12 protein-coding genes are annotated in these 12,351 nt (G+C 72.0%); 4 read left to right on the forward strand and 8 right to left on the reverse strand.

From position 1 onward, the window contains the following. Window positions 1-31: 31 nt before the first annotated feature. On the reverse strand, window positions 32-1,582 hold the full coding sequence (locus QTI20_RS19405) for a vWA domain-containing protein (RefSeq protein WP_286553220.1): 1,551 nt from the start codon (window positions 1,580-1,582) through the stop codon (window positions 32-34). A 135-nt stretch (window positions 1,583-1,717) separates the two neighbouring features. Between QTI20_RS19405 and QTI20_RS19410 the strand changes: the two genes are divergently transcribed. After that, window positions 1,718-2,389 (forward strand): sigma-70 family RNA polymerase sigma factor, encoded by a 672-nt coding sequence (locus QTI20_RS19410; RefSeq protein ID WP_259652120.1) that lies wholly within the window; start codon window positions 1,718-1,720, stop codon window positions 2,387-2,389. Continuing rightward, window positions 2,386-3,534 (forward strand): hypothetical protein, encoded by a 1,149-nt coding sequence (locus QTI20_RS19415; RefSeq protein ID WP_286553221.1) that lies wholly within the window; start codon window positions 2,386-2,388, stop codon window positions 3,532-3,534. Before QTI20_RS19410 ends, QTI20_RS19415 begins: the two co-directional genes overlap by 4 nt. A 23-nt stretch (window positions 3,535-3,557) precedes the next feature. Here QTI20_RS19415 and QTI20_RS19420 read toward each other — a convergent pair whose 3' ends face one another. Further along, complete coding sequence (locus tag QTI20_RS19420) at window positions 3,558-4,337, reverse strand: enoyl-CoA hydratase (RefSeq protein ID WP_286553223.1); 780 nt, start codon at window positions 4,335-4,337, stop codon at window positions 3,558-3,560. Window positions 4,338-4,463: 126 nt separating this feature from the next. Between QTI20_RS19420 and QTI20_RS19425 the strand changes: the two genes are divergently transcribed. Next, window positions 4,464-5,015 (forward strand): DUF2325 domain-containing protein, encoded by a 552-nt coding sequence (locus QTI20_RS19425; protein WP_286553224.1) that lies wholly within the window; start codon window positions 4,464-4,466, stop codon window positions 5,013-5,015. A 147-nt stretch (window positions 5,016-5,162) separates the two neighbouring features. Here the strand turns inward: QTI20_RS19425 and QTI20_RS19430 are convergent, their stop codons facing one another. The 3 genes from QTI20_RS19430 to QTI20_RS19440 form a co-directional block, all read right to left on the reverse strand. Then, the gene (locus tag QTI20_RS19430) at window positions 5,163-6,956 is read right to left on the reverse strand and encodes a M61 family metallopeptidase (protein WP_286553226.1); all 1,794 of its coding nucleotides are present in this window, start codon (window positions 6,954-6,956) and stop codon (window positions 5,163-5,165) included. Beyond that, window positions 6,956-7,669 carry a DsbC family protein gene (locus QTI20_RS19435; RefSeq protein WP_286553228.1) on the reverse strand — a complete coding sequence of 238 codons (714 nt, stop codon included), beginning with the start codon at window positions 7,667-7,669 and terminating at the stop codon, window positions 6,956-6,958. The genes QTI20_RS19430 and QTI20_RS19435 overlap by 1 nt, the downstream gene beginning before the upstream one ends. Before the next feature lie 115 nt (window positions 7,670-7,784). After that, window positions 7,785-8,921, reverse strand: coding sequence for an FAD-dependent monooxygenase (locus QTI20_RS19440; protein ID WP_286553230.1), 1,137 nt, complete (start codon window positions 8,919-8,921; stop codon window positions 7,785-7,787). A 79-nt stretch (window positions 8,922-9,000) separates the two neighbouring features. Here QTI20_RS19440 and QTI20_RS19445 point away from each other — a divergent pair, with 79 nt between their 5' ends. After that, window positions 9,001-9,882 carry an MOSC domain-containing protein gene (locus QTI20_RS19445; RefSeq protein ID WP_286553232.1) on the forward strand — a complete coding sequence of 294 codons (882 nt, stop codon included), beginning with the start codon at window positions 9,001-9,003 and terminating at the stop codon, window positions 9,880-9,882. 6 nt (window positions 9,883-9,888) lie between these two features. Here QTI20_RS19445 and rbsD read toward each other — a convergent pair whose 3' ends face one another. From rbsD to QTI20_RS19460, 3 genes are read right to left on the reverse strand one after another with little or no spacing between them, the layout of a single operon-like run. Next, window positions 9,889-10,281 carry a D-ribose pyranase gene (gene rbsD, locus QTI20_RS19450; protein WP_286553234.1) on the reverse strand — a complete coding sequence of 131 codons (393 nt, stop codon included), beginning with the start codon at window positions 10,279-10,281 and terminating at the stop codon, window positions 9,889-9,891. Beyond that, a complete protein-coding gene (gene rbsK, locus QTI20_RS19455; RefSeq protein WP_286553235.1) occupies window positions 10,278-11,246 on the reverse strand; it encodes a ribokinase in 969 nt (322 codons plus the stop codon). Before rbsK ends, rbsD begins: the two co-directional genes overlap by 4 nt. After that, window positions 11,243-12,337: a LacI family DNA-binding transcriptional regulator gene (locus QTI20_RS19460; RefSeq protein WP_286553236.1), complete on the reverse strand. Its 1,095-nt coding sequence runs from the start codon at window positions 12,335-12,337 to the stop codon at window positions 11,243-11,245. Before QTI20_RS19460 ends, rbsK begins: the two co-directional genes overlap by 4 nt. Window positions 12,338-12,351: the final 14 nt, after the last annotated feature.

The raw sequence follows: 12,351 nt of genomic DNA on the forward strand, positions 1-12,351 counted from the left end.
CGAGATTATAGCCCGAGCTTTGTATGCCCCGTCAACTGCCTCGCGGCAATTTGTCGAGTTCTTCGGTCACCAGCCGCACGATCAGCCGGTCCAGGGTCTGGACCGAGTAGTTGCCCACGTCGTGCACCGTCTCGCGGCCCGGGCCGCTCGCGGGGCGCTCGGCGTCTTTGTAGGTGAGGAACACGAAGCGCCCGCCGGTGTACTGCGCGATCTGCCGCTGGATGTACTCGCCCTGCTTGTCGAGGCCGCTCGCGCCCACGCTGAACACCTTGATGCCCTTGCCCAGCGCGACCAGCATGTCGTCGTCGTACTGCGGGCCGCCGTAGTCCAGGTGCGGTGGCGCGTCGGCCAGCAGCACGACCATGCGGGTCGCGCCGCTGCCGCGCCAGCTCAACTTGTGCACCGTTTCGTGCAGCGCTTCGTTCATCGCCTCCGGGTAGTCGCCGCCGCCGTTGGCCTGCAGCGCGTTCAGCACGCCCTGGAAGGCGTCGAGGTCGTTGGTGAAGTCGTGGCTGCGCAGCAGGAAGGCGTCGCCCTTGTCGCGGTAGGCCACCAGGCCGAAGCAGGTGTCGGGGCGGCTGGGCAGTTGCGCCACTTCGCCGGCGATGGTGCGCAGCGTGCTCTTGAGGCGGCCGATCTCGTCGGCCATCGAGCCGGTGGCGTCGATCAGGAAGACCAGGTCCAGCCGCGCGCGCGCCGGCGCCGCGTCGTCGGCCAGCACGATGTCGACCGCGCTCTTCTGGCCGCGCTGCAGGAAGCCGCTGGCCTGCCGGCCGTTCTTGCGCACCGCGATCTCGTAGACCTGGCTGGCGTTCGGGTCGAAGGCGTCGGGGTGCAGCCAGGCGCGGCCCCCCGCGTCGGTGCGGGCCCACATCGCGGCGCCGCCGGGGGCGCGCACCGCGATCTCGGCATCGGGCACGACGGCACCGCGCGCGCTGCGCACCTGCAGCAGGTAGCGCTGGCGCACGTCGCGGGCGCGGTGCGTGACCTGGGTGCGGTCTCGGAAGCGCAGGTACTCGCCGAAGTCGGCGTTGTCGTCGACCATGCCGGCGGTCACGGGCTGCTGCGGCCGCTGTGGCGGGGCCTGGCGCGGCATCGGCAGGAGGGCCGGCGCGGGCGAGGGCGGGGGCGCGGCTGCGGAGACCTCCGCTTCGGCGACCGAAGCGTCGGCCGCGGGTTCGCCAGCCTCCGCGCGATGGCTGCGCCGCTTGCCGGCGATGCCCGCATGCTCGCGCATCTCGTCGCGCCGGCTGGCCTGCGGATCGCGCCCCGGCACCTCCCGCGTCTGGATCGGACGCGCGCAGCTCAGCGCCGACGGTGCCTGGAAGTTCGGCGTGTGCAGCACGGCCGCGCCGGCGGGCCACTGCGGCGGCGTGCCTGGCGTGGGCAGCGGCGGCTGGGGTTGGGGCGTGGGCTCGGGCCAGGCGGTGGGGCCTTCGACCACCACGCTTCGGGCCTGGCAGGCGCCGAGCAGCAACTGCGCGCACAGCAGCACGACGACGGCGCGCGGGCCACGTGAAAGACGGCGGGCCGCGGGACGGGCGGCGGAGGCGGTCGAAGGAGGGACGGAAGGCAGGGTCATCGAGGACTCCGAGGGTGAGTGATGTCCTTGATACGGCCGGCGCGTGCGTCCGGGGTTCGGGTCGGCCAAAGAAAACGCTGCGTGCAAACCCCGAACGCCGTCGCCGCGCGTACAAGCTGAGGTGAGAATCTGTCCATGCAGTCCCCCCCGCCCGTCGCAGCTTCCGCGATCCATGCCGCCATGCCGGACGACCAGCTGATGCTGGCCTATGCCGGCGGCGACACCGCGGCCTTCGACCTGCTCTATGCGCGCCACGAAGGCGCGCTGTACCGTTTCGTGCGGCGGCTGCTGGGTGTGCGGCTGGCGGCCGAGGTCGACGAGGTGTTCCAGGAGACCTGGGTGCGGGTCATCACGGCGCGCGACAGCTTCTCGCCGCAGGGCGCCGCGTGGCGCACCTGGGCCTTCACCATCGCGCACAACCTGGCGATGGACCGGTTGCGCGCGAGCGGGCGCCAGGTGGTCTTCCATGCGCACGACGAGGACGGCGACGGCATCGAGGCCGCGCAGCTGTTCGGGCGCGCCCTGGTCAACGACCTGGGGCAGCCGGTCGACGCCGCCCATCCCTCGGCCGAGGACATGGCCTTCTGGCGCTCGGCCGGCCGGCGGCTGCTGAACTGCCTCGACGAACTGCCCGACGAGCAGCGCGCGGCCTTCCTGCTGCACCACGAAGACGGCTTCACCGTCGAGGCCCTGGCCACCACGCTCGAGATCGGCTTCGAGACGGTGCGCAGCCGGCTGCGCTACGGCATGAAGAAGCTGCGCGGCTGCATGGAGCGCTATCTGACGGCGCTGGGGGAGGGCGCATGAGCGATCCGACCTCGATCCACGACGACGATGCGGACGACCTGCGCGACCCGGTGCTGCAGCGCGCGCTCGAGAACGCGCCCGACCAGGCGGCCACACCCGACTGGCGCCTGGGCGAGTCGATCCGCGCGATGGCGCACGAGGCCGTGGCGCCCTCGTTGCCCGAACTGCCGCTGCAACGCACCTGGTGGCAGCGGCTGCTGGGCATCGGCGCGGGCGGCGGTGTGCCGTGGAACGCGGCTTTCGCGACCGTGCTGGTTGGCGTGCTGGTCACCTTGATGTGGCAGCGCGAAGAGGTGCCGGGTGCGCGGCCCGATGGCGCGCAGCAACAAGCGGCGCCCGCGGCGGCCGCGCCGCAGGCCGAGGTCGCGCAAGGCGCACCGGCACCAGCACCAGCGCCAGCGGCCCCGCCGGCACCCGAGCCCGCCCCTCCGCCCAGCGCGCTCGATGCGCAGCTGGCCGAGTCCCGCGCGACCAACGCGGCCGCCACGCGCGCGCTCGACGAGGACGAAGCCCGCGCCAAGCGCGACCGTCAGGCCGAGACCGAGGCGGCAACGGCGCGTGCGCGCGCGCTCAGGAAGGAGAGCGCGCGCCCACCGCCACCGGTGCCACCGGCCCCGCCCGCCGCACCGGCGACGGCCGAGGCGCCGTCCGGCCGCGCGGCCCCGCAGGCGGCGATCACCGAGCGCCGCACCTTCGCGGCACCGCAGGACGCCGCCCCGGCGGCCGCGCCGCCGCGCGCGGCGGCCGTGGCGCCGGCGCCTGCCGCGATCGAGCCGGCCGCAGCGGCCGCGCCGCCGAGCTTCGCCGCGCTGTCGCAATGGACCGTGCTGCACATCACGCGCCCCGATGGCGAAACGCGCACCCTGCAGCGGGCCGAGGCGCGCGAGCTGGGCGCGCTGATCGGCTCGGCGGCCTTGGCGGGCGTGGGTGCTCGGCCGCTGCGCGCCAAGGTCGACTGGCGCCTCACGCTCGATCGAAACGGCGAGGCGCTGGCGGTGCTGGAACTGGCCGGCGGCCAGGTGCGCTGGCGCGAAGAGGGCGTGGCGCCGGGCGTCGGTTCGCCCGGGGCTGGCGCCATGAAGGGATTGCGTGCCGCGCTGGAAGAGGCGAGCGCCCCGGCGCAGCAGCCGTCACCGCCGCGCTGAGGCGCGGCCGGTGACGGCCGGCGTCATTCGTGCTTGAACTCGGCCTTGCGCTTGTTCACGAAGGCGTCCATGCCTTCCTTCTGGTCGTGCGTGGCGAACAGCGCGTGGAACAGCCGGCGCTCGAACATCACGCCGTCGCTCAGCCCGCTCTCGAAGGCGCGGTTGACCGATTCCTTGGCCGCCATCACCGCGATCTGCGAGAAGTCGGCGATCTGCAGGGCCGCGCCCAGGGCCTCGTCGGCCAGCTTGTCGAAGGGCACCACGCGGCTCACCAGGCCCGCGCGCTCGGCTTCGGCGGCGTCCATCATGCGGCCGGTGAGCGCCATGTCCATGGCCTTGCTCTTGCCCACCGCGCGCGGCAGGCGCTGCGTGCCGCCGGCACCGGGGATCACGCCCAGCTTGATCTCGGGCTGGCCGAACTTGGCATTGTCGGCGGCGATGATGAAGTCGCACATCATGGCCAGCTCGCAGCCGCCGCCCAGCGCGAAGCCCGACACGGCCGCGATCACCGGCTTGCGGATGCTGCGGATGGTTTCCCAATTGCGCGTGATGTAGTCGCCCTTGTAGGCGTCGATGAAGCTGTACTTGGCCATCGCGCTGATGTCGGCGCCGGCGGCGAAGGCGCGTTCGCTGCCGGTGATGACGATGCAGCCGATCGCGCCGTCGGCGTCGAAGGCCTGGAGCGCGGTGCCCAGCTCGGTCATCAGCGCGTCGTTGAGTGCGTTCAGCGCCTTGGGGCGGTTCAGGGTGATGACACCGACCTTGCCGGCCTCGGTGCGCACTTCGATGTTGTCGTAGCTCATGCTGTCTCCGTGAGAGGTGAAGGAATGCGGGGGATGCGGGCCACTATAACCAGCGCGGCGACCCAGGATTGGCGACTTTGTTGCGAATAATTCGCATCTAGAATGCGCCATCGATTTGGAGTTGCCATGGAAGAAAACGCCGTCCTGTTGCGCGCCTATGCCCGGGCGCAGGAGCGCTGCTCGCGCCTGCTGGCCGAACAGGCCGCGCAGATCGTGCGGCTGCGCGCCGCGCTGATCGTGCGCGATTCGGCGCTGGCCATGGTGCGCGAGGCGCTGGCGGCGCCGACCAGCGGCGTGTCGCTGCCCAAGCGGCTGCAGAACCTGCTGCTGCCCGCGCGGCGCCGCGCCACGCGCGCCTCCCTGCACGAGGCCGACCTGCGCGAGAAGGCGGTGCTGTGCGTGGGGCGGGCCGAGGAGGCCTCGGCCATGGCGCGCCAGCTGGTCGAGATCGCCGGCGGCCGCTTCCTGCACCACGACGGCCAGGACGACGTCGACGCCGCCGCCCTCGAGGCCAGCCTGCGCGCGGCCGACCTGGTGATCTGCCAGACCGGCTGCATGAGCCACGGCGCCTACTGGCGCGTGCAGGACCATTGCCGCCGCACCGGCAAGCCCTGCGTGCTGGTGGGGCAGGCGCAGCCGATCCGCTTCGTGCGGCGCGGGGAGACGGTGGGTTCCTAACGTCTCATGGCGCGGGCGCAGGGCCGCACCGCGTGAAACCGCTGGGCCCGAATACCAGAGACACCGCAGAACCGGCTTCGCCGGGCTGCAGGTGTCGCCCCCTTGAGGGGGAGGCAGCGACACGAAGTGCGCTGCATCGGGGGTGGGTCAGCTCAGCCAGGCCGAAAGTTTGGCGGCGTCTTGAGCGAACAAGCGCCAGGTCGTCTCGCCACTCGGCAGCGTGAGCGCCAGCCGCAGCAGGCGCTTGTCGCGCGCCACCAGCGCCGTCACCTTCTTGTGCGCGTCGCCGAGGTAGAGCGCCAGGTCGTCGAGCTTGGCCAGGCGCCAGCCCTGCGCGGGCCGGCCCTTGGCCGCGGGCAGCTCGATGCCGATCCATTCGTCGCCGGCCGAGAAGCCGGCCTTTTCCGCTGCGCTGCCGCGCAGCACCACCTTCACCTGCACGCTGCCGTTGGTTTCGGCCACGCGCAGGCCCAGCGCCTGGGCGCGTTGCGCCGGGTCGTCCAGCGTGGCCACGCCATGGGCGCGCAGCAGCTCCGACAAAGGCAGTTCGCCGGTGCCGTGCACCCATTGCGCGAGCTCGGTCGCGTAGGCGCGCTGGCCCACGGATTCCAGCGCCGCCGCGACCATGGCCTCGTCGATCGGGCCGCCACCGCTGCGGGTCCACAGCAGGCGCATCACCTCGTCGAGCGTGCCATGGCCTTCGCGCCGCAGCGTGAGGTCCAGGCACAGCGCGACCAGCGCGCCCTTGGTGTAGTAGCTGATGGTCTGGTTGGCGGTCTGTTCGTCCTGGCGGTAGTACTTGACCCAGGCGTCGAAGCTGGCCTCGGCCACCGACTGCACCTGCCGGCCGGGCGCCTGCAGCACCTGGTTGATGGTCTTGTTGAGCAGCTTGAGGTAGGTCGCGTCGTCGATGCGGCCGGCGCGGCGCAGCAGCAGGTCGTCGTAGTAGCTGGTGAAGCCCTCGAAGAACCACAGCAGCCGCGTGTAGTTCTCCTGCGCGTAGTCGTAGCGCTCGAACTCCGAAGGCCGCAGCCGCTTGACGTTCCAGGTGTGGAAGTACTCGTGGCTGATCAGGCCCAGCAGCGTGGTGTAGCCCTCGGGCTGCTTCTTGGCGCCGCGCTGCGGCAGGTCGTGACGGGTGCAGATCAGCGCGGTCGAGTGGCGGTGCTCGAGGCCGCCGTAGCCGTCGTCGACCGCGTTGAGCATGAACACGTAGCGGTCGTGCGGCGGCTTGCCGCCCCCGCGCTTGCCCACCTTGTCGCCGTGCCAGAAGCGCATCAGCGTCTCGCAGATCGCCTGCGTGTCGGCGACCAGGCGCTCGCTGTCGAAGGCCGCGGTCGCGCCCGCCACCACGAAGCGGTGCGGCACGCCGCAGGCCTCGAAGCTGGCGCTCCAGAAATCGCCCAGCTCGACCGGGCTGTCGGCCAGCTCGTCGTAGTTCTCGGCGCGGTAGAGGCCGAAGCCGCGCGCGTCGACCCGGGCGGGCGGCAGCGCGGTGGCGCACTGCCAGCGCGCGCGGCCGGCGGCCGGCGCGGGCGCCACGATCTCCAGCGCATGCGGCAGGCCGGTCTGGCCGTCCACCTGCAGGCACAGGCTGGTGCCGTTGAAGAAGCCGCGGTCGGCATCGAGCCAGGCGGTGCGCACCGAGTGGTCGTAGGCGCAGACTTCGTAGCGCAGCACCAGCGGCTTGCCGGCCACGCAGTCGGTCTGCCAGCTGTGCTTGTCGAGCTGCGTCAGCAGCACCTTGCGCCGGCCCTGGGTGGCGCGCAGCTGCTGCAGGTTCTTGGCGAACTCGCGCACCAGGTAGCTGCCCGGGATCCACACCGGCAGCGCCACGCGCTGCAGCGCGGCGGGCGAGGCGATGGTCAGCGTGACGGCGAACAGGTGCGCGTGCGGGTCCGCGCATTCCACGCGGTAGTGGATGGCTTCGGTGCCTGCCATCACTTGGCCGCTGCGAGCATCTTCTCGACCTGGGCGGCCGGGATCGCGCCCGGGGCGCGGCTGCCGTCGGCGAAGATCACGGTCGGCGTGCCCGTGATGTTGTACTTGCGGCCGAACTCGATGTTGCGCTGCAGGGCCGCGGTGTCGCAGCTGCCCGTGGCGGGCTTGGCGCCGGTGCTCATCCAGTCGTCCCAGGTCTTGGCCTTGTCCTTGCTGCACCAGATGTCGCGCGACTTGACGTTCGAGTCCGGTCCCAGCACCGGGTAGAGGAACAGGTAGACCGTGACGTTGTCGACGTTCTTCATCTCGCGCTCGAACTGCTTGCAGTAGCCGCAGTTCGGGTCCTCGAACACCGCCAGCTTGCGCTTGCCGTTGCCGCGCACGATCTTGAACGCGTCCTTGAAGGGCAGCTTGTCGAAATCGACCGTGCTGAGCTTGTCGACCCGTTCCTCGGTCAGGTTGCGGCGCGCCTGCACGTCGATCAGGTTGCCCTGCAGCAGGTAGTTGCCCTGCTCGTCGGTGTAGTAGATCTCGAAGCCGTTGATGCGGACTTCGTAGAGGCCCGCGACCGGCGTCTTGCTCACCTCGTCGATGTTGGCGAACTGCGGAATGCGCGAGGCCAGGTTCTTGCGGATGTCGGCTTCACCGGCGACGGCCGCCAGCGTGCTGCCCAGTGCGAGCGCGGCGAAGAGGATGCGGAGGGTTTTCTTCATGTTCGATCGATCGTTGACGAGGTCGATGGTTCAGGGGGCAGCGCGGAACCGGCTTCGCCGGGCCGCTGGTGTCGCCCCCTCGAGGGGGAGGCGCCGCGGGCGCATCGGGGGTGGGTCACCTTGTGCCGATGGCATGGCCGGCGATCCAGTGCTTGAGCAGGCGCGTGCGATCGAAGCCGCGCATGCCCCAGTTGCGCAAGGCCGGCAGCGGGTCGGCGCTGTGGGCGAACAACTGCTGCAGGCCGTCGGTCGCCAGGCTCATCGACAGCACGTCGGTGCGGCGCGCGCGTTCGTAGCGGCGCAGCAGGCGCGCATCGCCCACGCTGCGCCAGTATTCGCGGCCCTGGATCACCTCGGCCAGCACGGCGACGTCGGCCAGGCCCAGGTTCAGGCCCTGGCCCGCCAGCGGATGCACGGTGTGGGCCGCGTCGCCGGCCAGTGCCCAGGCCTTGCCGTCGGCGCCCGCGAAGCGGCCGGTCCAGCGGTCGGCGATGGCGCGTTGCAGCGGCCAGGCGGCGCGTTCGCTGGTCAGCGTGAGCGCGCCCAGCGCGTCGTGGCTGGCTTCGCGCACCGCGGCGTCGAATTCCTCGGCGCCCAGCGCCAGCAGCGCGGGCGCGCGCAACTGCTCGACCGACCAGACCAGTGCCAGCGAGCGGCCGCCGGCGCCGCCCAGCGGCAGCAGGGCCAGCACCTCGCCCCGGTCGTTGAACCACTGGCGCGCGATGCCGTCGTGCGGGCGCTCGGCGTCGAACCGGGCGGCGATGGCGTGCTGCGGATAGCGCGTGACCTCGTAGCTCACGCCCAGCGCTTCGCGGGTGGCGCTGGCCTTGCCTTCGCAGACCACGGTCAGGGCCGCGTTCACGGGCGCGGACACGACGTCGATCAGCGGCTGGAAGCGCACCGCGTCGGCCAGCTGCCGCTCGAGCGCGGGCACGTCGACGATCCAGGCCAGCGCCTCGACCTTCTGTGCCGCGGCATCGAAGCGCACGTGGCCGCCGTCGTCGCCGTTCACGCGCATCTCGCGCACCGGCGTGGCGTGGGCCGCATCGGGCCAGGCCCGCAGCGATTCGAGCAGCGTCTTCGACGCCGCGTTGAGCGCGTAGGCGCGCACGTCCTGGGGGGGGGGGTCGGGGCGTGTGGCTGCCTCGGGCGCGACGAGCGCGACGCGCACCCGTTCGCGCGCCAGCAGCAGCGCCAATGTGCGTCCGACGATGCCGGCGCCGCGAATGCAAACCTCGGGGGAAAGGGCCATCGGGGCATTGTAGGCAGGCGCCCTGCGCACCCGCGGGAACCGGGGACAATCGCCGCTTCGCCGTCCTGAGGTTCCGACCGTGACCGACTCCGCTTTCGACCTGCGCGCCACCATCGCGCGCCTTTTCGTCTACCCGATCAAGTCCTGCGCCGGGGTCGAGCTGCCCGAGGTGCTGCTGACCGAGACCGGGCTGGAGTTCGACCGCGCCTGGATGGTGGTCGACGCGCAGGGCGAGTTCGTGACCCAGCGCGAGCTGCCGCGCATGGCGCTGGTCCAGCCGACCCTGAAGCACATGGAGATGGTGCTGCGCGCGCCCGGCATGCTGGCGCTGCACGTCGCCTTCGACCGGGTAGAGAAGCCGGTGCGCGTGAAGGTCTGGCGCGACGAGGTGGCGGCCTACGACATGGGCGACATCGCGGCCCAGTGGTTCAGCGATTTCCTCTCGGAGCCCGGCCGGCCGCAGGCGCTGCGCCTGGTGCGCTTCGACCCCGAGCAGAAGCGCCTGTCGAACATGGCCTGGACCGGTGGCGTCGAGGCCGAGAACCAGTTCGCCGACGGCTTCCCGCTGCTGGTCACGAGCGAGGCCTCGCTGGCCGAGCTCAACGACAAGCTGCTGGCCGCGGGGCATGCCGCGGTCACGATGGCGCGCTTCCGGCCCAACATCGTGCTGGCCGGCATCGAAGCACAGGACGAGGACCGGGTCGAGACGATGCACGTGGCGACCGCCGAAGGCCAGGCGCGGCTGCAGCCGGCCAAGCCCTGCCCGCGCTGCCCGATCCCGGACATCGATCCGCTCACGGCCGTCTCCAGCCCCGAGGTCAACGACATGCTGCGCACCTACCGCGCCAACGCGCGGGTCGACGGCGCGATCACCTTCGGCATGAACTGCATCGTGCTCGAGGGGGTCGAGCACCTGCTCAAGGTGGGGCAGTCCGTCGACGCGAACTACCGATTCGAGTGACGCCGGCTAGAACGCCACCCCGGCAATGAGGATGATGTTGGCGTAGGGCGTGCATTCGCCCGTGCGCACGATGGCGCGGGCTTTCGCGCTGCGCTGCTTGAACTCCTCGTGCGACACGGTCTGCGGCGCGATGCCCAGCGCCTGCGGGTACCAGCCGGGCAGCTGCCCGTCGGTGCCCAGCGCCTCGTCGGCCACCACGATGCCTTCGACCTGCAGCTCGGACAGCACCGCGCCCAGCACGTCGGCCAGCCGCGGCACGCCGCGCGCCACGGCCAGGTCGATGCGGCGCGGGCCCGCGGGAATGGGCAGGCCGGCATCGCCGAGCACCAGCATGTCGCCGTGGCCCATCGAGGCGATCAGCTGGGACAGTTCGGCATGCAGCAGGGGCGAGCGTTTCACAGCGAGCTCCAGTCGGGGGGCAGGGGGCTTTGGCGCAGCACGGCGTCACGCTTCGGAATGGACGGTTGGGCGCCGGGCTGCTGGATGCACAGCGCGGCGGCGCGGATGCCCAGGCGCACCGCGTCGTCGAAGGCCTGGCCCTCGCCCAGCGCCACGGCCAGCGCGCCCAGGAAGGTGTCGCCCGCGGCCGTGGTGTCGACGGCCTGCACGGTCGGCGCGGGATGGTGGCGCGCGCCCTCGGCATCGACCGCCACCGCGCCGCGCGCGCCGAGCGTGACGACCACGCGCGCGATGCCCTTGGCACGCAGCGAACGGCCGGCGGCGGCGGCCTGCTGCGGCGTGTCGGCGGCCAGGCCGCACAGCGCCTCGGCCTCGATTTCGTTGACCACCAGCGTGTCGACCTGCGACCACAGCGCGTCGGGGATCGGCTGCATGGGCGAGGGGTTGAGCATCACCTTGCAGCCCGCGTCGTGGGCCAGCGCGACGGCGCGCAGCACCGGCGCCATCGGCGTCTCGAACTGCGTCACCAGGAAGGCGGCGCCCCGCAGCTGCGGCTGCAGCGCGGCCTCGTCGAGTTCGACCCGGGCGTTGGCGCCGGGCACGATCACGATGCGGTTCTGGCCGCTGTCCTCGACCAGGATCAGCGCGGTGCCCGTGGCCTCGCCGGCCACGGTGCGCAGCGCGGCGGTGTCGATGCCATCGCCTTCGAGCGCCTCGCGCAGCGCCGCGCCATGCGCGTCGTCGCCCACGCAGCCGATCATCCGCACCTGGCCGCCCTGGCGCGCACAGCTCACGGCCTGGTTCGCGCCCTTGCCGCCGGGGATGGTGGCAATCGAATGGCCTTGCAGGGTCTCGCCCGCGGCGGGCGCGTGCGGCACGCGCAGCACCAGGTCCATGTTGAGGCTGCCGAGCACCACGATGCGCGGTGCGGGGTGGCTGGGGCGGGAGGAAGGCGACGGACTCACGGGGTGCGGGACTTTCGGGAAGAGGTGGCGGAAGAAGAAGCGGCCGGCGCGGGCACGGCCGCCTCGCGGAAATTCGCATGGCGCGCGGTCGAGCCGCGCACGCACAGCTCGGGTTGCAGCACCACCTTGCGCGCGTCGCGGCGCTGGCCGCCCACGCGCTCGAGCAGCATGTCGACCGCCAGCGCGCCGATGCGCTCCTTGGGCTGGGCCACGGTGGTGAGCGGCGGGCTGGTGTAGGCCGAGAGTTCGATGTCGTCGAAGCCCACGATCGAGATCTCGTCGGGCACGTGCACGCCGCTCTCGTGCGCGGCACGCAACGCGCCGATGGCCATCAGGTCGTTGCAGGCGAACACGGCGGAGGGCCGCTCGGCGGTGCGCAGGATGGCGTGCATGGCCTCGTAGCCGCTCTGGCTGGTGAAGCTGCCGCGCCACAGCAGCGCGTCGGCGTGCGCCGGGTCGGGCGTCGCGCCGGCCTCGGCCAGCGCCAGGCGCCAGCCTTCGATGCGCTGCTCGCTGGGCGCCACGCCCACCGGCCCGCCGATGCACGCGATGCGCCGGTGGCCCAGCGACAGCAGGTGCCGCGCCGCCAGCAGGCCGCCCTGCATGTGCGCGGTTTCCACCAGGTCGCAGGCGGGGTCGGCGATCTCGCGGTCCAGCAGCACGGTCGGCACGCGCAGGCCGTGCAGCTGGCGCACCAGCGAGTCGTCGTCGGCCGGGCCGGTCGACACCACGATCAGCCCGTCGATGCGGCGCTCGGCCAGCACCTGCAGGTAGACGCTCTGGCGGTTCGGCTCGTCGTCGGTGTTGCACAGCACCAGCGTGTAGCCGGCGCCGAAGCAGCGGTCTTCGACGATGCGCACGATCTCGGCGAAATAGGGGTTCGAGCAGTTGGGGATCAGCATCCCCAGCGTCGAGGTGGTGTTGCTCTTCAGGCTGCGCGCCATCGCGTTGGGCACGTAGCCCAGCGCGCGGATGGCGAGCTCCACGCGCTCGCGCACCGCGGGGCTCACATGGCGCGTGGCGTTGACCACGTGCGACACGGTGGTGACGGAAACCCGCGCCTCGAGCGCGACGTCCTTGAGGGTGGCCATGGCGTGCCGCTTCC

Origin of the sequence: Variovorax sp. J2P1-31, assembly GCF_030317215.1 — a bacterium.
Taxonomy (GTDB): domain Bacteria; phylum Pseudomonadota; class Gammaproteobacteria; order Burkholderiales; family Burkholderiaceae_C; genus Variovorax.